The 20,414-nt window shown below is 48.5% G+C and carries 18 protein-coding genes and 1 other annotated feature; of the genes, 14 read left to right on the top strand and 4 right to left on the bottom strand.

Translation table 11 applies throughout. The features are described from left to right. Nucleotides 1-159: 159 nt before the first annotated feature. Nucleotides 160-675 (bottom strand): gamma carbonic anhydrase family protein, encoded by a 516-nt coding sequence (locus NST20_RS10750; protein WP_013860015.1) that lies wholly within the window; start codon nt 673-675, stop codon nt 160-162. Nucleotides 676-833: 158 nt separating this feature from the next. Here NST20_RS10750 and NST20_RS10745 point away from each other — a divergent pair, with 158 nt between their 5' ends. Then, nucleotides 834-1,640 (top strand): alpha/beta hydrolase, encoded by an 807-nt coding sequence (locus NST20_RS10745; RefSeq protein ID WP_029141464.1) that lies wholly within the window; start codon nt 834-836, stop codon nt 1,638-1,640. 10 nt (nt 1,641-1,650) lie between these two features. After that, on the top strand, nt 1,651-2,745 hold the full coding sequence (locus NST20_RS10740; protein WP_029141463.1) for a tetraprenyl-beta-curcumene synthase family protein: 1,095 nt from the start codon (nt 1,651-1,653) through the stop codon (nt 2,743-2,745). Nucleotides 2,746-2,899: 154 nt separating this feature from the next. Here NST20_RS10740 and NST20_RS10735 read toward each other — a convergent pair whose 3' ends face one another. Beyond that, nucleotides 2,900-3,472 carry a class I SAM-dependent methyltransferase gene (locus tag NST20_RS10735; RefSeq protein ID WP_342399425.1) on the bottom strand — a complete coding sequence of 191 codons (573 nt, stop codon included), beginning with the start codon at nt 3,470-3,472 and terminating at the stop codon, nt 2,900-2,902. A 380-nt stretch (nt 3,473-3,852) separates the two neighbouring features. On the opposite strand from NST20_RS10735, the gene NST20_RS10730 reads away from it, so the two are divergent. From NST20_RS10730 to NST20_RS10705, 6 genes are all read left to right on the top strand, one after another. Continuing rightward, nucleotides 3,853-4,128: a YtzC family protein gene (locus tag NST20_RS10730; protein WP_013860011.1), complete on the top strand. Its 276-nt coding sequence runs from the start codon at nt 3,853-3,855 to the stop codon at nt 4,126-4,128. A gap of 330 nt (nt 4,129-4,458) precedes the next feature. Continuing rightward, complete coding sequence (locus NST20_RS10725; RefSeq protein WP_013860009.1) at nt 4,459-5,646, top strand: MFS transporter; 1,188 nt, start codon at nt 4,459-4,461, stop codon at nt 5,644-5,646. 54 nt (nt 5,647-5,700) lie between these two features. Beyond that, nucleotides 5,701-5,907, top strand: a binding site (T-box leader). 69 nt (nt 5,908-5,976) lie between these two features. Further along, nucleotides 5,977-8,391, top strand: coding sequence for a leucine--tRNA ligase (leuS, locus tag NST20_RS10720; RefSeq protein WP_342399424.1), 2,415 nt, complete (start codon nt 5,977-5,979; stop codon nt 8,389-8,391). 591 nt (nt 8,392-8,982) lie between these two features. Next, nucleotides 8,983-9,183: a hypothetical protein gene (locus NST20_RS10715; protein WP_342399423.1), complete on the top strand. Its 201-nt coding sequence runs from the start codon at nt 8,983-8,985 to the stop codon at nt 9,181-9,183. A 356-nt stretch (nt 9,184-9,539) separates the two neighbouring features. Next, entirely contained in the window at nt 9,540-9,725 is a 186-nt protein-coding gene (locus NST20_RS10710; RefSeq protein ID WP_013860005.1) for a sporulation protein Cse60, read from the top strand. Nucleotides 9,726-9,953: 228 nt separating this feature from the next. Then, nucleotides 9,954-11,579, top strand: a complete 1,626-nt coding sequence (locus tag NST20_RS10705) for a polysaccharide biosynthesis protein (protein ID WP_342399422.1) — start codon at nt 9,954-9,956, stop codon at nt 11,577-11,579. A 494-nt stretch (nt 11,580-12,073) separates the two neighbouring features. Here NST20_RS10705 and NST20_RS10700 read toward each other — a convergent pair whose 3' ends face one another. Continuing rightward, complete coding sequence (locus NST20_RS10700; protein ID WP_014097668.1) at nt 12,074-12,295, bottom strand: DeoR family transcriptional regulator; 222 nt, start codon at nt 12,293-12,295, stop codon at nt 12,074-12,076. A 667-nt stretch (nt 12,296-12,962) separates the two neighbouring features. On the opposite strand from NST20_RS10700, the gene NST20_RS10695 reads away from it, so the two are divergent. The 3 genes from NST20_RS10695 (at nt 12,963) to dat (ending at nt 17,139) form a co-directional block, all read left to right on the top strand. Then, nucleotides 12,963-14,378 carry an ISLre2 family transposase gene (locus NST20_RS10695; protein WP_342399421.1) on the top strand — a complete coding sequence of 472 codons (1,416 nt, stop codon included), beginning with the start codon at nt 12,963-12,965 and terminating at the stop codon, nt 14,376-14,378. A 376-nt stretch (nt 14,379-14,754) separates the two neighbouring features. After that, nucleotides 14,755-16,173 (top strand): dipeptidase PepV, encoded by a 1,419-nt coding sequence (gene pepV, locus NST20_RS10690; RefSeq protein ID WP_019720670.1) that lies wholly within the window; start codon nt 14,755-14,757, stop codon nt 16,171-16,173. Between the two features lie 96 nt (nt 16,174-16,269). After that, the gene (gene dat / locus NST20_RS10685; protein ID WP_342399420.1) at nt 16,270-17,139 is read left to right on the top strand and encodes a D-amino-acid transaminase; all 870 of its coding nucleotides are present in this window, start codon (nt 16,270-16,272) and stop codon (nt 17,137-17,139) included. A gap of 48 nt (nt 17,140-17,187) precedes the next feature. On the opposite strand, the gene NST20_RS10680 is transcribed toward dat, so the two are convergent. Then, nucleotides 17,188-17,355, bottom strand: a complete 168-nt coding sequence (locus tag NST20_RS10680; RefSeq protein WP_019720672.1) for a hypothetical protein — start codon at nt 17,353-17,355, stop codon at nt 17,188-17,190. A gap of 149 nt (nt 17,356-17,504) precedes the next feature. Here NST20_RS10680 and thpR point away from each other — a divergent pair, with 149 nt between their 5' ends. From thpR to NST20_RS10665, 3 genes are all read left to right on the top strand, one after another. Further along, complete coding sequence (gene thpR / locus NST20_RS10675; protein ID WP_013860000.1) at nt 17,505-18,074, top strand: RNA 2',3'-cyclic phosphodiesterase; 570 nt, start codon at nt 17,505-17,507, stop codon at nt 18,072-18,074. Nucleotides 18,075-18,086: 12 nt separating this feature from the next. Beyond that, entirely contained in the window at nt 18,087-19,037 is a 951-nt protein-coding gene (locus NST20_RS10670) for an NERD domain-containing protein (protein ID WP_342399419.1), read from the top strand. A gap of 427 nt (nt 19,038-19,464) precedes the next feature. Then, on the top strand, nt 19,465-20,256 hold the full coding sequence (locus NST20_RS10665; protein WP_342399418.1) for a phosphotransferase family protein: 792 nt from the start codon (nt 19,465-19,467) through the stop codon (nt 20,254-20,256). The last annotated feature ends 158 nt before the right edge of the window (nt 20,257-20,414 follow it).

Raw genomic sequence — 20,414 nt, 5'->3', positions numbered from 1 at the left:
CCCTTTATCGTATAACGCTTTTTTTCGCACATGCCCGCAAGCTTTGCATCGCGGCGGTTTTTAAACCCGGTTAGCAGTATGGCCCTATTTTTATCATGCTTTTTTCGCCTATTTGCGGCTTAAAACAATGCGGCTGCCGGTGCCCGCCGTTAACCTTTGTCAGCGCCCGGCGGCATTTTTATAGTACTGCGCTTTTTCAGCATATTCACGGACGATGCGGCGCATATCCTGGATATCTTTTTCGGTAAGCGCGCGGATCACTTTTGCCGGGCGGCCGAATGCAAGCGTATGCGGCGGGATCTTTTTCCCGGGCGTGACAAGGCTGCCGGCGCCAATAAAAGCGCCTTCCCCGATTTCGGCGCCGTCAAGGATGATTGAACCCATGCCGATCAAAGCTTTTGTCCGGACATGGCAGCTATGTAAAATCACCTGGTGGCCGACCGTCACTTCATCTTCCAGTATGAGCGGCGTTTGCGGGCTTTCGTGCAGGACGCAGTTATCCTGGACATTCACTTTTTGCCCGATTTTTACCGGTGCGACATCGCCGCGGATGACGGTCCCGAACCAGATGCCGGACTGGCCGCCGATTTCAACGTCCCCCGTAATGGCCACATTGTCTGCGATATAAGCAGTCGGCGCAATCAAAGGGGTTTTTCCATTGTAAGCATAGATCATTTCGTACCCTCCTATTTTTGATCTTTTCTTTTATCTTAAAGAATTGGGAACAAATTGTGAATAAATCGAGTTAAAAATGGCATATGTTTTTCAGAACAGAAGGATTATGGGTAAAATAAAAGCAGGATGGTTTCGCAGGTTTTGAAGGAGGCAGGAACATGTGGAAATGGGAAGCAGATGAAAACCCAAAAGCAGTCATCGTCATGGTCCATGGCGCGATGGAACATCACCGCCGCTACAGCTGGCTGATTGAGATGTGGAGATCAAGCGGCTATCATGTCGTGATGGGCGATCTTCCCGGCCATGGGATGACGTCGAGAGCAAAAAGGGGGCATATTGATTCCTTTGATGAATATACAACAGAGATAAAAGAGTGGGTGACGGCAGCATACCAGTTCGACCTCCCGATTTTTCTCCTCGGCCACAGCATGGGCGGGCTGGCGGTCATCCGGCTGCTTGAGAAGGAACATCTGAAAATTGCGGGGGTTATGCTTTCCTCGCCGTGCCTCGGGCTTGTCCAGTATCCTTCAAAGCTGCTCGGCCTGCTTTCAATCGGGTTAAACCGGATTGCCCCGGGCCTCCGCTTTAACAGCCCGCTGACCGTGCAAATGGCAACACGGAATAAGGATATTCAAATGCAGGCGGTCAACGATTCATTGATGCTGACAAAAGTGTCTGTCCGCTGGTACCGCGAGCTGCTCGCAGCCATGCGGCAGGCACACATGGATACCGTGCGGCTGCCGGACGTCCCGTTTCTTGTCATGCAGGCCGGAAGTGATAAAATTGTGGACAAGGGAGCTGTCGTGAATTGGTTTAACCAAACTTCCGTGTCCGAAAAATTATACAAAGAATGGCCGAAATGCTACCATGAAATTTTCAATGAACCGGAGAGGGAAGATGTTTTCCTTTATGCGAAAAATTTTGTGGAAAACCGGCTCCGCGCGTTAGGCTATATATTAGAATGAGGTGACGCTTGTGACAATCCCATCCTATCCGATCTCATTAATGGCGCAAGTTTACCGCCGGGTGATGCCGGCTGTCCACCATGAACTCCATTACTGGCGGGAAAAGGCACGCCGGATTCCCAATGATGAATTAAAGACACAGGCGCTCGCCAGCATTCAGCATAAAACGTTCCACTGCGAAGGCGGGTCGATTCTCGGCCTTTTGGCAATGGAAGAGCGGACAGCGGCTTTCCGGTTTATTGTCGCATACCAGACGATCAGCGACTATCTTGATAATTTATGCGACCGCAGCACATCGCTTGACCCGGTTGATTTCCGGGCGCTGCACGAGTCCATGTCTGATGCGCTTACGGTCGGCGCACCGTTGAAAAATTATTACCGGCACAGGCAGGACCAGGATGACGGCGGTTATTTGCATGAACTCGTGCGGACATGCCAGGTTGTGTTGAGCCGCATCCCCCAATATAAAGCCATTCAGCCTTATTTGCTGGAACTTTGCCGTTATTATTCGGATCTGCAGGTACATAAACATGTGCGCGTAGAGGAACGGGTGCCGCGGCTAAAGGAATGGTTTTTGCACTACAAGGCGGATTTTCCGGATATGGAATGGTATGAATTTTCCGCCTGTTCCGGCTCGACCCTCGGGATTTTCTGCCTTGTTTCCTATGCGCTCCGGGATGATTTCCGCCCTGAATATGCGAAAATTATCCGTGACGGGTATTTTCCTTATATTCAGGGGCTGCATATTTTGCTGGATTATTTTATCGACCAGGACGAAGACAAAAAAGGCGGGGATTTGAATTTTTGTTTTTATTACCCGGGAGAAGAAGAGCTGTTTAAGCGGCTGAAGCATTTCTTGCAGGAGGCGGATAAACATACGGCCCGGCTTCCGAATGAAAAATTCCATAAGCTGATTAACCGGGGGCTTTTGGCTGTTTATTTGTCAGATGAAAAGGTGAGGAAGCAGCGGAGCGTTCAGAAATTGTCGCGGAAAATGATCAAATTTGCCGGCTCGATCAGTTTATTCTTTTATGTTAACGGAAAAATGTACCGCGCCATCAAAAACATGATCCCGGCCAGCCTGGCAAAAACAATTGTAAAATAAGCCGGCGGATGGAAACGGGAAAGGGCGGATGGTTTGCCTGGTTACAGAATTCATACCGGAGCACATGCATTTTTTCCGTCCGGGCTTTTTGCTAACCAGGAGCCGGCCGTGTTTATACGCGATTGAAAAAAGGGATTCGTACCCGTCCGCTTTGTTACCGTTTTTGGGCGGCAATGAGAAAAGGCGGATGGTTTGCCTGGTTAGGGAATTCATACCGGAGCACATGCGCCTTTTTCTGGTCGAGCTGTTTTACATAATCGAGGAGCCGGTCACGTTCATATGCGCCGCCTTCATGCCCGTGGTAAACCACAACTGCGATGATCCCGCCGGTTTCAAGCATGGGGAAAATCTGCCCGAGTGCGGCAATTGTTGACTCCGGCCGGGTAATGACCGTTTTGTCGCTGCCCGGCAAGTAGCCAAGATTGAACACCGCTCCGCTGATTTTGCCGTGCAGCGATGCCGGGATGCACTCGCCGGCATGTTCATGGCCGGTGCAGAAAAGTTCGGCGCGCGTAACGAGGCCTTCTTTCTCCAGGCGTTCCTTTGTCCGTTTTACCGCTTCCGGCTGGATATCAAAAGCAAACACTTTTCCGCTTTTTCCAACCCGTTTGGCGAGAAAAACGGTATCATGCCCGTTCCCGGCCGTGGCATCAATGGCAAAACTGCCTTCTTTCACGGCTTTTTCCAACAGTGAATGGGCAAATGGAAGAACAGGAAGCATATTCATCTTTGCAACATCTCCATTTTTTGATTGGTCTACAGGCGGAAGTTGAACGCCTGTTTCTTTTTTACCGTAAAAAGGCATAAGTGACACGTTAAAAATCATGTTTTACATCAAATTTCCATTCTAACAGGAATGCCGGAATGAACACGGCAAAATCGTTCTTATTCTTCAGACATGCAGGCTCGCGCGCCAAAATGGTAATAAACCGTCTTTCTGCAGCGCGCTCTTTTGCATTTTACCATGAACGGATGCAGGTGCAAAGGTGGGCGGATTCGGAATTGCTGTCCGGAAGAAACTCCCAATGCGCAGGGGAAACAATTTTTCTGCACGGGGCATCATACAAATGAAGCTTGTACGCTTCAAAGCATAAAGGGGGAATCGTGATGGCCACACGGGAAGCAGTCGAAAATTGTATCAACCGCTGCGAGCAAGCCGTTCAATCGGCACGTGAGCAATTTGCGGAAGGCAACCGCCAGGAAAACTACGGCTATTATGATTTTTCGGAGCCGTTAACAGAGCTGGAAGACGCTTATAACGAGCTTTGCAAACTGGCGATCAGTGCCAATTCCCAGCAGCGCGAGCGCCTCCACCGTATGCGCCTTGTGATTCAGCAGCTGCAAAACGAGATGATTTTGCAGGAACATGAACCGACCATGTAATTGCCGGCAAAAACGAAGCTTGCGGGAGCAAAATTGCCGATAAGCAAAACAGAAAAGCCAGGCAAGATACTCCTGCGAAAAATCTGGCGTGAACAACGGGAATATGGGAACGGTTTCGGCACGGCAACTTGGGAAAAACAGCAAGTAAAGCCGGCCGGATTCATGAAAGCGGGATAAGGCACGGGCCTTATCCCGCTTTCCATGCAAATGGCGGCGCAAACAGAGGGCGGGAATTGCCATAATATTTATATTTTGCAAGAATGCTTGTAACTGCCGGGAAAAACCCCTACAATTTCCTTTGACCGATTCATTAGCAGGGGGGCATTCTTTTTGCCAAAAACTGTGTGGCTGCTCGTCATTGGCATGGCTGTCAATATGACTGGCGCTTCTTTTTTGTGGCCGTTAAATTCAATCTATATTCACGATCATCTCGGCAAATCGCTGTTTATCGCCGGGCTCGTGCTCATGCTGAATCATTTTACAAGCGTCATCGGCAGTCTTTTGGGCGGCTATTTGCATGATAAAATCGGGGGTTATCGTTCCGTGCTGCTTGGCGGCCTGATTTCCGCCGTTGCGCTTGCCGGCTTGACATGGAACCACGCTTGGCCGGATTATGTATTTTTCCTCGGCGCAATCGGGCTCGGTTCCGGCATGATCGGCCCGGCGATCCTTGCAATGGCGGGCGCGGCTTGGAAAGGCGGAGGGAGAAAAGCGTTCAATGCCATCTATGTCGCCAACAACATCGGGGTTGCACTCGGTGCCGCGCTGGGAGGTGTGATTGCCTCTTATTCCATTGACCTTATTTTTGCAGCGAATCTTGCACTTTTTCTCGTTTTTATGGCGATTGCCATCTTCGGCTACCGGAATATTGCCGAAAAACATGCTGGGTATGCGGGAGCAGCCGCTGTTTCTGCCAAAAGTGCAGGAAGGGCGCAAGTGGCATCCCTCATCATATTATGCTTTGCTTATTTCCTGGCATGGACGGCGTACACGCAATGGACGGCTACGATTTCCACTTATACGCAGACGCTTCATATATCGCTGAACAAGTACAGCTTTCTTTGGACATTGAACGGCGCGATCATCGTGCTCGGCCAGCCGCTCCTTTTGCCGTTTTTAAAGCGGTTCTTGCCGGAAGTCAAACAGCAAATTGTTGCTGGGACGGCCATTTTTATGCTGTCATTCGCTGTCGTTGCTTTTGCCGGGCATTTTCCCGGTTTTGCAGTGGCAATGGGCATTTTAACGGTCGGGGAAATGCTTGTCTGGCCGGCTGTTCCCGCAGTTGCCAATACGCTTTCGCCGAAAGGGCGGGAAGGGTTTTACCAGGGCATCATTAACAGTGTCGCAACATGCGGCAGAATGATTGGCCCTGTTGTAGGCGGGTTTGTCGCAGATGCATTCGGCATGAAGGCATTGTTCGGATTGCTCATTTTCTTTCTCGCCGTTTCCCTTTTACTGGCCTTGTTGTATGACCGCCCGCTCGCAAAAAAACCGCATTCTGAGGTGGCAGGAAAATAATGTTGAAACCGGGAATGAATTTCTGTAAAATAGGTTATAAATTGAATAAACGATAGAAGAACGTTGACAAGGAGCAGTAACGGCGGCACTGAAACAAGAGAATTGGCGGGAGGTGCAAGCCAATCAGAGAACCCCGTGAACTCGCCTTTGAGTTGCAAATATGAACCCGTTTTAGTATTTGCCGTATTCCGCGTTAAGGACTTAAAGTGAGTGCTTGCACTAATTTGGGTGGTACCGCGGGAGAACCCTCTCGTCCCTTTTTCGTGGGATGGGAGGTTTTTTGTGTTGCTTTGTTGTCAATGTCGATACATAAAAAAGGAGGAGTCTGTCATGAGTTTTGACCACCGGAAAATCGAAAAGAAATGGCAGCATTACTGGGAAGAACATCAAACGTTCCGTGCCGGTGAAGACGAAAATAAACCAAAATTTTACTGCCTGGATATGTTTCCGTACCCGTCGGGGGCGGGCCTCCATGTCGGGCACCCGGAAGGATATACGGCGACCGACATCATCTCGCGGGCGAAACGGATGCAAGGGTATAATGTGCTCCATCCGATGGGCTGGGATGCATTCGGGCTTCCGGCTGAGCAGTATGCGATTGATACCGGCAATGATCCGTCTGTTTTCACGATTCAAAATATCCATACATTCCGCCGCCAGATCAAAGCGCTCGGGTTTTCCTATGATTGGGACAGGGAAATCAACACATCTGATCCGGAATATTATAAATGGACGCAGTGGATTTTTCTGCAGCTGTGGAAAAACGGGCTTGCTTATATTGATGAAGTGCCGGTCAACTGGTGCCCTGCGCTCGGAACCGTGCTTGCAAACGAAGAAGTCATTGACGGCAAGAGCGAACGCGGCGGGCATCCGGTCATCCGCAAACCGATGCGCCAGTGGATGCTGAAAATTACCGCCTACGCGGACCGCCTTCTTGAAGACCTCGAGGAACTGGACTGGCCGGAAAGCATTAAGGATATGCAGCGCAACTGGATCGGCCGTTCGGAAGGGGCGGAAGTGACATTCCAGGTTGAAGGCACAAATGAAACGTTCACCGTCTTCACGACCCGCCCGGATACGCTGTTCGGGGCGACCTACGCCGTGCTTGCGCCGGAACACCCGCTTGTGAATAAAATTAAAACGAAAGAGCAGGCCGAAGCGGTCCAGGCTTACATTGCCCAGGTGCAGTCAAAAAGCGACCTCGAACGGACCGACCTTGCGAAAGAAAAAACCGGCGTATTTACAGGGGCGTATGCCGTGAACCCTGCCAACGGCGAAAAAATGCCAATCTGGATTGCCGATTATGTATTAATGAGCTACGGGACAGGCGCAATCATGGCGGTGCCGGCCCATGACGAACGCGACTATGAATTTGCCCGCAAATTCAATTTGCCGATAAAAGAAGTCGTCGCAGGCGGCAATGTTGAAAAAGAAGCCTATACCGGCGACGGCGAACACGTCCATTCCGGGTTTTTAAACGGGCTGGGCAAGCAGGCAGCCATTAAACGCATGATCGAATGGCTTGAAGAAAAAGGGATTGGGCAGAAAAAAGTGACATACCGCCTGCGTGACTGGCTGTTCAGCCGCCAGCGTTACTGGGGCGAGCCGATCCCGGTCATCCACTGGGAAGACGGGACCATAACTGCCGTGCCGGAAGAAGAGCTGCCGCTCATACTTCCGAAAATGAGGGAAATCAAACCGAGCGGAACAGGCGAATCACCGCTTGCAAATGCTGAAGAATGGGTCAATGTTGTGGATCCGGAAACAGGGAAAAAAGGCCGGCGCGAAACAAACACGATGCCGCAATGGGCAGGAAGCTGCTGGTACTTCCTCCGTTTCATCGATCCGAAAAACCGCAAAGCGATTGCCGATCCGGAAAAACTGAAAAAATGGCTGCCGGTTGACCTTTACATCGGCGGGGCTGAGCATGCGGTGCTTCACTTGCTGTATGCCCGCTTCTGGCATAAATTTTTGTACGATATCGGCGTTGTGCCGACGAAAGAGCCATTCCAAAGATTGTTCAACCAGGGCATGATCCTTGGCGAGAACCATGAAAAGATGAGCAAATCGCGCGGCAATGTCGTCAATCCGGATGACATTCTTGAGTCGCATGGGGCAGATACGCTCAGGCTGTACGAAATGTTCATGGGCCCTTTGGATGCTTCGATTCCATGGTCGACAAACGGCCTTGACGGTTCCCGCCGCTTCCTTGACAGGATCTGGCGCCTGTTTGTGAATGAAGACGGCAGCCTGTCAGAAAAAATCCAGGACAAGGCCAATCCGGCACTTGAAAAAACGTATCATCTGACGGTCAAAAAAGTGACGGAAGATATCGATGCCCTTCATTTTAACACGGCCATTTCGCAATTAATGGTGTTTATCAACGATGCCTATAAAGCGGAAGTCATACCGAAAACGTATGTGGAAGGCTTCGTCAAGCTGCTGTCGCCGTTTTGCCCGCATATTGCCGAAGAACTGTGGGAAAAACTCGGCCACAGCGGCACGATCACATATGAAGCATGGCCTTCTTTTGATGCTTCAAAACTCGTCGACAATGAAGTGGAAATTGTCCTCCAGGTGAACGGCAAAGTCCGTAACAAAGTGAAGATCGACCGCAACATGAGCCGCGATGACATGGAAAAACTCGCGCTTGCGGATGAAAAAATCAAAGAGTTTACGGAAGGAAAAACGATTCGCAAGATCATTGCCGTGCCGGGCAAACTTGTCAACATTGTGGCAAACTAATGGATTTCCGGAAAACGGGGCTTTACGGTGAAATGGCCGTAAGCCCCATTTTTTATGCGTGAAATTCATAATTTGTTTGTGAAATAGCAAACTAGGACTATCAACCACAAAAAAGGGGAAAAAAGATGGTTCTTTTATTTTCACTTTTGGCAGGGGCGGGACTGGCATATTTATCCCGCGCGCTGTTTCAGGCAGAAAAAATGAAATCATTGCTGCTTTACTTATGGTTATATTACTGGACAATCAATTTTTTAAGGATATTGGAAATGAACCTGCACTTTGTTCATGATCACCATACACCGATGTTCTATATTTCCAGGTTGCTTGTTCTGTTTCAGGTGCCCCTTTTGTTTTTGCTGTATTTGCACGTATTTCACATATCACGGACGTCCGGCCGGAAAACCCTGGCCGCTGTATGTTTTTTCCTTGTTTTTACGGGTTATGTCGCCATCCTCGATTTTTTACAAATTCTGTATACCTACGAATGGTCATGGCGGTATGCCCTTGCTTTCTTCTTCACTGATCTTGCGGTGGTACACGTGGGCGATGCGCTCTATAGATGGTTGGACAGGAAAAAGGAGGTGCGCCGGCATGCTTCCGAAAAAATTTGACGAGAATGAAATCTTTACCCTTGTTGCTTTGGCAGGTTTGATGCTGGCACTGTATCTTCTTCCAAAAGCCGTTTCATGGAAAGCAGGGCTTGCGACCGGGCTGTTTTTTACAGCAATGGCCTGCTTTGCGGATGAAGTGCTTAGCGGGATGTATCCTTTAAAACTTATACAATACATTTGATTCCAAAGATATCGAACTATTCGACTTTATTATTTATATTCCGGTTTTTACTTTGTACGGCTATTTGTTTATTACGGTACAGAGTTTATTCCGGGCGCGGCTTCGCTCTGTGCGCATCGTGCTGTTTTATTTGCTTGTTTGGATTGGATTCACATTATTGATGGAATCCATTTCCGTTCGGTTCGGGGTATTTCATTACTTGGAAGGGTGGGACATTCTCCATTCACTGGTTGCCTATTGCTTCCTTTTCCCGGTATTTTATACTTATGCCAAGTGGATTTTAAAAATCGAAGCGCCTGATTAAAATGTTCTGAAATTGGAGATAATAGAAATAAATAAAACAGGGAGGGGCCACAATGGTACAGGTTAAACTTTTTGATTGTGAACATGAGAAAGACCTTGAGGAGAGCATGAATACGTTTTTGGAAAAAATCAGCGAAGACCAGCTCATTGATGTCAAATATAATATTGCCGCCATGGTGGAGCCGGAGGACGACGACCAGATTTACTGTTTTTCGGCGATGATTTTATACCATAAATAAAGCGGGGTTGCCCAGCCCGGATTTTTTTCGTCCAGACGATTGTAAAATATGATCCATGGCAGCTGCAGCCCCAACTGCCATCCATCCCGCCGCCTGTCCGCGAAAAAAATTCTTCATAAAAAAATTGTCAAGCGGGTATGTTCGCGGTACACTACATTATAGTGTGTGAAAAAAGGCCCGTCCGCATCAGGGGCGGCCGGAAGATCATTTCGGGCGGGAAGGGATTTTATGTCTTCAAAATTATTGCGCGGCACGTTTATTTTAACATTTGGGACGATCATCTCGAAAATTCTCGGGGTATTCTATGTGATTCCGTTTGATGCGATCATCGGCGGATCGGGACCGGAGGCACTCTATCAGTTCGGATATGTCCCTTACAATATTTTTATCAGCATTTCCACGGCAGGCGTCCCGCTTGCTGTCGCAAAATATGTGGCAAAATACAATGCGCTGGAAGAATATGCGGTCAGCCGGAAGCTGTTCAGGTCGAGCATGTATTTAATGATTGTGACCGGTATTGCCGGCTTTCTTGTGATGTATGTTTTTGCCCCGTATTTTACGGATTTGGCGATGGCCGGCAAGCAGGAAGCGCAGGTTTTCTCAAAAGCCGATGTGACGGTGGTGATCCGGGCGGTCAGTTTTGCGCTGATCATTATTCCGGTGATGAGCCTGATTCGTGGTTTTTTCCAGGGGCACCAGTCAATGGGGCCTTCTGCTGTTTCCCAGGTTGTGGAGCAGGTTGTCCGGATTTTATTTATGCTGATCGGTGCTTACGTGATTTTGCATATCCTTCACGGCAGCATCGTGTCCGCCATCAGCGCGGCAACATTTGCGGCTTTTGTCGGCGGGATGGCGAGCCTGTTTGTGCTCATTTGGTACTGGTTCAAACGAAAACCGCATCTTGACCGGCTGCTTGAACAGGACAAAGGCACAATGCATGTTTCGATCCCCACGCTGTATAAAGAAATCATCCTTTCTGCTTTGCCGTTTGTATTTGTCGGGATCGCCAATTCGCTTTACCAAATGGTTGACCAGCTGACAGTGAAGCGCGGTATGGAAGCGGTCGGGCTCGGGAAAATGTGGCAGACGCAGCTCGGGATGTTGAATTTCCAGTCGCACAAGCTTGTCATCATTCCGGTCTCCCTTGCGACCGCCTTTTCCATGACGCTTGTTCCGATGATTACGGAAGCTTTCGCAAAAAGGGAGCGCGATATGCTCGTCCGATCTGTTGACCAGACATTGCAGGTGCTGCTTTTTATTACGGTGCCGGCTGCGCTTGGGATGTCGCTTTTGGCCAAGCCTATTTTTGCGATTTTTTATAATACGGATAACGCCGTCTCGGTCAGCGTGCTGATGCATTATGCGCCGGTTGCTATTTTGTTCTCGCTTTATTCCGTGACGGCGGCGATCATGCAGGGGATCAATGAGCAGCGCTGGACGATTTTAAGCTTGCTCGTCGGGCTTTTGTTAAAATTAAGCCTGAATATCCCGCTGATCAAAATGTTTGGGATCCTCGGCGCAGTCTACGCCACGGCAATCGGTTATACAGCGTCGATTCTGATCAACTTTATTGTGATCAAACTTTTCGCAGCCTATCCGTATCGGACAGTGATCCGGCGCACGATCTTGATTCTGATTTTTAATGCCGTCATGCTGGCGGTGACCGGTGCCGTATATAAAGGGCTCACGCTTGTGCTTTCGCCTTCTTCAAGGTGGCAGGCATTGCTGATTGTCACGATTTGCGCCGCGGCCGGTGCGGTTGTTTATGCCTACCTTGGCCTGAAATCGAAACTTGCGGACAAGCTGTTCGGCGTAAGGATTCAACGCGTGAAGGCCAGGTTGCATATGCGGTAAGGAAACGGGGTGTGTGCGGCAGGAAGCTGGCTTACGGGCAAGACGCGGGATAAAGTTGTGTATCTGGCTGTTTTATCGTGACAGCGGGATTGCAAGCTGCGGTAAAAAGCTGGACTTCCTGGCGTTTTCGGTTGTTCAACCGTTTAGCCGTGGGCTACAAACGGGCGTAAAAAGCTGCCCCCTCTTTAGCGGATAGGTTTCCGGTGTCAGGGTTCAATGCGTGGAGGCGGGTTTTCAAGCGGGAGTAAAAGCTGAATCCCACTTTAGCGGATAGGTGCCCGGTGTCAGGGTTTAATAGATGGAGGCAGGATTTCATATTAGGGTAAAAAGTTGGTGCAGGGAAGGCAAAACGGATATAAGGGTGAGGCGCATTTAACTTGTGAGATGGCGTTGTGGTAAAAGAAAATGGCGGGGATAAAAGGCTCTTAAACATGCCAAAAGCGGCACTGCATGTCTCCGCTGCCGCTTTCCAAAAAAACAATTTGTTTCTTTCTCTAAGATGACATCTTAACTTTTTTGCTGGTTGTTGTCCAAATCCCCCTGTGTGTGCTTTTGACCAAGTCGTTGTATGCCAGCACATTCAAATCTCTTTGAATGGTGCGAGGAGTGATGCCGAACTCATCTACCAGTTCCTGGGTTGTCACAGTCCCTTTCTCTTTAATAAACACATAAATCGACTTAATACGAGTAAGCATACGGTCTGTTGATGGTTTCAAAATACCACTCCCTCATCTTTTTTCCAAAGACAAAGACGACAAACAGCTTTACAACATGTGTTTAGCTTACAGGAATATGCGTGCCGTTCGGACAACTCCTTTTTCTAAAATTTTTTCTAAGATGTCAGTCAATTATATTGTACATCTTTTTGCCTGAATTGACAAATATATCAGCTCTTGTTTACACCATATGTTGTGCCTGCTAAGTTTATAACCACTAATGATAGCGTTTTCTTTTTACCACCCTTTTCCCTGGGTTGCTGTAATCCCGCTAAAGGTATGGCCTTTGCCAGCCCGATGAAAGACATTTTGCTGTTTGCTTTTCTGATTAGGCGTGCTAATGGAACAATTGGTGTGTAGTGACTGGCAATTTTGTCTAATTGGGCGCCCGTTCCAATCGGACAGGTCGGATTGGCTGGTATTTTGATTTTACCACGCCAATGAAGGACGTTTCGGCAGTCCAGGCACCACGTTCTGTCTTTCATCGCGGTTATGAAGGACAAAATGCCGTTTGCCGGCCAAAGTTTTGTCTTTCATCCCCCGCCCGCAAAAGATATCGTATGTGTAAAATTTTACTCGAAGGGCAGATGAGTGGAAAAAAATGGGAAGACGCTCTATCATTTAAATGTACGCTTGTGGGCGAATACATTTAGAAAGAGGTCTTCCTATGGATATTATATCAATAATTGCTAGATTATTAAAGGATACAAAAAGTCTTATTGAATTTGAAGAACAAGTTAAAATTCTGATTCAGAATGCCTTTACGCAATGGGTTGGGGAAATATTTGAGACGTTAGATAAAACAATTAAGCAGAAAAAGCTGGAGGATGGCTGGGAGTACTGCCGGAGTGATAACAGAAACATTCAGTTTCTATTTGGAAGTGTGACCTTTAAACGCTCATTAATGCATGACAAGAGAGGAAATTCCCATTATCCTCTGGATGAATGGTTAGGGCTGGTACCACACCAACGATACAGCCCGTTAGTGGAATTAAAGGTGGCAGAGTTGGCAAGTGAGAACACCTATCGGGAAGTAGCTGATATTTTAAAAGAGTGGACAGCAGTGAGTCTTAGTCACACAACTGTAGGGAACATGGTAAAACACGTAGGGAAAACTCAGGCGGAAGCCGATAAGGCACTTGTAGAAGAGCTAGAAATAGCTGTTTCCCTGCCTGAGGGGAAGAAGGTAGACTACCTGTTTTCTGAAGCAGATGGTGTATTCGTTCGGGGACTAAAAAAGAAACAGAGTATGGAAGTCCACCACGCCATTCTCTATGAGGGATGGCAAACCAATGGTAAAAGGGTCTCCCTGCGTCAGCCCACAGTCATCATGACAACGGAAGCCATCCAGACATTTTGGGATGAAGTGCAAGCCAAAGCTGCCAACACCTACTCTCTTGAAAAAGCGCATGTCATTACAAACAGCGATGGAGGTGCAGGGTATACAGCTGAACGGTTTCAAACAGCATTCTCACAGTCGGAATTTCCGGTGCTCAACCAGCTGGATACCTACCACGTTGCACAAGCCATCGTAAGGACATTCGGGGGCGGAAAGAGCGAGATCAAAGAGCAAATTAGAAAAGCGATTAGAACGCATGACCTGGACCAATTCACGTTATATTTGGATACGCACGAAAGCACCTTGACGGATAAAAAGGCTCTCAAGAAAATCAAGGAATTCCGTTCGTATATCTTGAAAAACTGGGACCGCATTTTTGACTGGAGAGACAGGGTGAAAAACGTGCCGGAAGGTGCGAGAGGCCTAGGAGCGATGGAATCGAATCAAAGGCATATCTCCTTCAGGATGAAAAAAAGGGGCATGCATTGGAGTGAACTTGGCGCAGAAGCCATGGTGAAAATCAAACAAGGCATACTCAATGGGACATTGAGAGAAGTCTATCTGAAACACCGTTCAAGAAGCGAGAGAAAGCAACGGAACTTGAAACAATTAATCAGGATGTCTCAACTACTCAAGCAGCCTGTACGCCCGTCAGTGGGCGTAAAGCACGGATCAGTTGCCCTGCATTCAAGCAGTTCATCGGCAATGGGACATTTAAGCAAAATATTAGAGCTTTCGTTTTAAGCTTGGCTCAGTGGGGACTGATCGTTGAGGCGCGCGAAATTTACGAGACTCCTGCGGGAAAAGCGAGCCAGGAGAGACCCCGCAGCGAGGTACGAGCGAGGAGGCTCGCCGGCCGCCCGCGGAAAGCGAGTGAATTTCGCGCGCCTCAACATCCCCGTTATCCATCTTTATACGGAAATATTACATCTTTTCCGAAAATTACACCGAGCAAGTAAAGCACGGTAGCCGAAAGTGTACAAAAAGAGTGTCTTGGAATACCCGATATTTAAACCTTGTCGAGAAAAACTTGACACATACAAAGATATCAATTCATTTTGTAATCAATGGAAAAAGAAGTAAAATAAAGAACGAATGACAACATAAAGGAGCGACAAAAATGGCCGATATCCACTGGATGGAAGAAGTATTAAAAAGGAAAGAGGATTTGATCCGCGATCTGAAAGGGATTTTGCAGATCAGGAGCGTTCTCGATGAAGCGAATGCAACGGAAGAAGCACCACTCGGGCAAGGCGTCAGGGAGGCGCTCCAATATATGCTCGATCTCGGTGAAAAAGACGGGTTCAAAACGAAAAATGTGCAAAATCTCGCCGGCCACCTTGAAATGGGGGAAGGAGAAGACATTCTCGGGATCCTCGGGCATGTCGATGTAGTGCCGGAGGGGGACGGCTGGACAGTTGACCCGTACAGCGGCACAGTCAAAGACGGGAAAATTTATGCGCGCGGCTCAAGCGACGACAAAGGCCCGACAATGGCGGCTTATTACGGCATGAAAATTGTAAAAGAACTCGGGGTGCCACTTGAAAAAAGGGTGCGCCTCATTGTCGGGACAGATGAAGAAAGCAACTGGAGATGCATGGACGCCTATTTTGCAAACGAGGAAATGCCGGCCATCGGGTTTTCGCCGGATGCCGACTTCCCGATCATTTATGCGGAAAAAGGGATTGCCGATTTTGACATTATCCAGGATCCGGAAAAAACGGAAGACCCGCAGCAGGCGGAACTGCTTTCTTTTGAATCGGGGCGCCGCTACAATATGGTGCCGGACTATGCGGAGGCACGCCTTGTCGCGCACGGCGAGCAGACGGAACTTTTGCAAAAATTCCAGGATTATCAGAAGGAAACCGGGCTTGCCGGGCAGGATTTCGTGGACGGCGGCGTTTTGATTTTAAAGCTGGAAGGCGTTTCGGCCCATGGCGCGGAACCGGAAAACGGAAAAAGCGCGGGGCTTTATCTGGCAAAATTTTTAAACAGTGTGGCGCTTGACCGTGCCGGGGCAAAATTCATCAAAACGCTCAACCAGTTCTTCGGCCGTTCACGCGGTGAATATTTCGGCATCGGGTACAAAGATGAAGTTTCCGGGGAATTGACGATCAATATCGGGATCATGTCCTATCATCAGGAAAAAGGTGGCCGCATAGGATTAAATATGCGTTATCCCGTTACTTTCGATCTTGAAGCAGGAAAAACAAAAATTGTGTCGAAATTAAAAGAAGACGGCTTGCGTTTCGATCATTTTTCCGATCAGAAACCGCATTATGTTGACAAAAATGACCCGCTGATTACGACGCTTGCGAAAGTGTACGAGGAGCAGACCGGAGAGGAAGCGAAGCTATTGGCAATCGGCGGTGGTACATATGCACGCACCCTTAAAAAAGGTGTGGCATTTGGGGCGCTTTTCCCGGGACGCGAAGATGTCATGCACCAAAAAGATGAGTACATGTATGTGGAAGATTTGCTCAAAGCAACGGCGATTTATGCACAGTCCATTTATGAACTGGCCGGGAAGCACGCGTGACTTCAGCTGTGAGCGTCAATGCCGGCGGGATGCAAGCAAGCACAGAAATGGTCGGGAAAGCCGCAATAAAATGAAGAAAGGCAAAGGGGTTGCATCATGGAGAAACTGGTTTTAAACGGCACCCTGGTCGACAGGGGAGAAGCAAGTGTTGATATTGAAGACCGCGGTTATCAGTTCGGGGATGGCATTTACGAAGTGGTCCGCGTATACGGGGGCAGGCTGTTTACAAGCGAAATGCATTTAAAACGGCTCTATTCAAGCGCGGAAAAACTTTCGCTCCACATTCCGTATACAATGGAGCAGCTGACGGCGCAATTGGAAGCACTGGTTGCGGCAAACCAGCTCCATACAGGGATTGTCTATTTGCAATTTACGCGCGGCGTCGCAAAACGGAAACACCATTTTCCGGAAACAAGCGAAACGACGTTTGTTGCATACACGAGTGAAATGGAACGGCCGCTGGAAAAAATGAGAAAAGGCGTAAAAGCGGTGCTTGCGGAAGACATCCGCTGGCTGCGCTGCGACATCAAAAGCCTGAACCTGCTCGGCAATGTGCTCGCCAAACAAAAAGCTGCGGAAAATGGCGCTTATGAGGCAATCCAGCACCGCGGCGAAACAGTGACAGAAGGTTCATCGTCGAATGTATTTATTGTGAAAGACGGCGTGCTATTGACACACCCGGCAACGAACCTCATTTTAAACGGAATTACAAGACAAGTGGTCTTTGGCATTTGCGGGAAAGAAGGCATTCCTTTCCAGGAAGAGCCATTTACGGTAGAGGATTTGTGCACGGCGGATGAAGTCCTGATTACAAGCACGACATCCGAAGTGATGCCGGTTGTGGACATTGACGGTAAACCCGTTGCAGGCGGCACACCGGGCACGGTAACGTTAAAACTGCAGCATGCTTTTGATAGGGAGATTCATGCCCTTTCGGCTCAAGCGGTTCCGGGGGCGCCAAACTAAAAGAAGGGGCATTCCTTTAGCCGGAGAAACGGTTAAAGGAAGCCCCTGCTATTTTTGGAGCCTGGCCTCTTCTTCTCCTGCCGGTTCAAGCTCCGACATGCGGGCAAGCACAATCTGATGAAGAAACGGCTTTTTCAGTTCACAATACCCGCTTTTGTAAATAAATACGATTTCACAATTCTCTCCTTTGTACATGACATGGTCGCCAATCTTCACTCCAGCTCCCCCCTTAACATATTTATATACCCGATTTTGAAAAATAAAAACATGGAAAATGGCAGAAACCAAGTTTTGTACAGTATACCAGCAGGGCGGTTTTTGTTAAAATAAACACAAAACCATGATGGACAGGGGCGAAAAAAGCGATGGCAAACCATTATTTTTATGCCGTCATGCTGCCGGAAGCGCTCAAACAAAAATTGCAGCAGGCAACTGCCGGCATGAAAAGCAGCCTGCCGTTCCAGCGATGGGTGCACCGCGATGATGCCCATATTACCCTTGCTTTTTTGGGAGCGGCAGAAGAGGCGCAATTGGAGAAAGCGAACCGGCTGATTGCAGATAAAATCGGCACATTTCGCATGCTGACGCTTGTGTTCGACCACTTCGGCACTTTTGGAAAAAAAGACGAACCGCGCGTGCTCTGGGCAGGCATACAGGAATCGCAGCCGCTTTTTGATCTCGAAAGAATGGTGGCCGGCTGTTGCCTTGAAGCAGGATTTTCACTTGATCGAAGACCGTTTCACCCGCATATTACGCTGGCGCGGAAATGGGGCGGCGACAGGCCTTTTGCTGCCGGCATGCTGGACAGGTATTTGCCGGAAACGGTGCCTTTTTCGGCAGACCGGATCGTGCTCTACCGGACGAATCTCCATAAAACGCCAAAATACGAAATCGTGCAGTCTTTCAGGCTGGCTGATGCACAGAATTTGAAGTAAGGGAAAAGGAAAATGGGACAGTTATTAAAAATGCAAGACTTTGTATCACGTTATGAAACAGACTTAATCCGTTACACCAACCAGTTTATCCGGCTGAAAAAACAACAGTGGGAAAAATTCCGGGAAAACTGGGAAAACGGGCTGGAGGAAGAAGAGGAAGCGCCTGCGCCGGAAGAATCGCGCCAGGTCCTTTCCCGCATGAAACACTGGTTAAAAAGAAAAGATACGGCTGAAATAGAGGAGCAAGCCGCGCCGGTTTCCCCCTCGCCTCCCGGGGAATTGGATTTTACCCCACAGCTTGCCTTTTTGCCGGAGACGGAAGACCAGTTAAAAAAATTATTTCTCGACCAGCTGTTCCGTTTCCAGCTGAAATGGGCCAGTTCCACTTTGCTGCAACAGTCCGAAATCCCGGCTGTCCTTTATTTTGACCCGGATTTAAAATACTTTTTGCAAAGATTTCCGGATACATTTTTATTGATGTACCGGCCGGTTCTTTCCTTCAAAAAAGCCGTCTTGGAAATGGAACATCTTTTGATTTCGCCAATGGCAGTGTGGTGTATTGCCTTTGTGGAAAAAGAAAAAGATGCCGTCTTTTTCGGGTCGAACGGCCGTTTCTGGAAGAAGCGGACAGCCAGGAACGAAGAAAAGATTTTAAATCCGGCCATTGCCCTCGCGCGGACGGAAAAAATCGTGCGCAGCATCCTGAAACGGCATGATATCACGTTTCCGGTCGAAAGGGCGCTCATTTGCCGGAACGGGTTTATCCAATGGCCGGATGCGCCGGACGGCCTCCATATTCTTGACAAACGCCCGCATGCCGAATGGTTCCGGCATCAGCGGAATTTGCGCTCGCCGTTTAAATATATGCAGCTGAAGGCGGCGCAAGTGCTGCTTAACGAATGCCTGGCTACAAATACAAGTTCCGGAAACAGCGGGGCTGCCCGTGGCGGGGGCGGGGAATAAAGCGGGTTGTCTCTTGTAAAAATTTGTTCTGCAGCATTGGAAAATTTTTGGCATACAAAAAGCCGCCTTACCGGCATTTCAACACTTTCGGGAAACCCGGGCCCGTGCCAAACCAAAATTGCGCTTGACGAAAAAAGTCAAAAAGCGATAAAATTTACTGAAAGGTGGCTATTGTGAATGATACTTGCCAATAGCTGTCTTTTTTTGTTTTTGTCTCCGTTTGCCGCGTTGAAAAACCGGCAGCTGAGGATTTTTCAACAAACATGAAAAATCCGCGCCAATATTTTGTGTAAAAAGAAATGGCATTTTTTACTTTTTTACAAATCCTGCTTTTCCCGGCTTTATAACAGGGACGCAAAGTTTCGTCCATTTTATATCGCTGTTTTTTCATCGGTGTGAGGTTGACTTACTGAATTTGAAGGTGAACATGTTGGAAGATATATTAGGAAAAGGCTGGGAGATCATGCCGGCAGGGGGGGCGACAGGAGAAGCCTTCTATGCCAAATACCAGGAACAATCCCTCTTTTTAAAACGGAATTCATCGCCGTTTCTGGCCGTGTTATCCGCTGAAGGCATTGTCCCGAAGCTTGTCTGGACGAAAAGGCTTGAAAACGGCGACACCATCACTGCCCAGCAGTGGGTGGAGGGCAGGGAACTAAAGCCTTACGAAATGGAAGAAGAGCGTGTTGCCAGGATGCTGAAAAAAATTCACGACTCAAAACCGCTTTTAACGATGCTGCAAAGGCTCGGGCTGGAATCGATGGAGCCTGAAAACATGCTGCATGATCTCAAATCCGGCGCAAAAGGGGAATGGCCCGATGCACCGGGTGTTTTGGATGCCTTTGAATTTCTGGAACGGGAGCAGCAGAACGTTGCATATGAGGATTATGTCGTCTGCCACGGCGACATCAATCATAACAACTGGCTTTTATCAAACGAAAATGAATTGTTTCTGATCGATTGGGACGGCCCGCTGATCGGCGATCCGGCAATGGACATCGGCATGCTTCTGTACGCCTACATTCCGCCCGAAAATTGGGGAAGGTGGCTGCGCCAATACGGCACGGAAATGACCGCGAGTCTTTCGCTCCGGATGAAATGGCATACCATTTACCAGGCGATCGTGATGATTTGCTGGCATAAAGAAAAAGGCCGGTACGAAGAAATGCAGCACTGGCTTGATTTTTTGCAGAGTGTGCATGGCGGCGTGAAAAAATAAGAGAAGGCTCATCCGCGTTTGCCCGGGACTGCTTTTACAGGGGCTTTAGAGAACGCTGGCTGCGGGCTTATTGCTTTCAAAAAAAGAGTGCCTTGTGTTTCCGGTTTCGAATGAAAAAGAAGAGAAACCGGGTGATGGTTTCTCTTCTTTTTGCCGCT

Origin of the sequence: Weizmannia sp. FSL W8-0676 (assembly GCF_038593015.1) — a bacterium.
In the GTDB taxonomy this organism is placed as follows: Bacteria; Bacillota; Bacilli; order Bacillales; family Bacillaceae_C; genus Weizmannia; species Weizmannia coagulans.
This window is presented reverse-complemented; position numbering and strand designations above follow the sequence as displayed.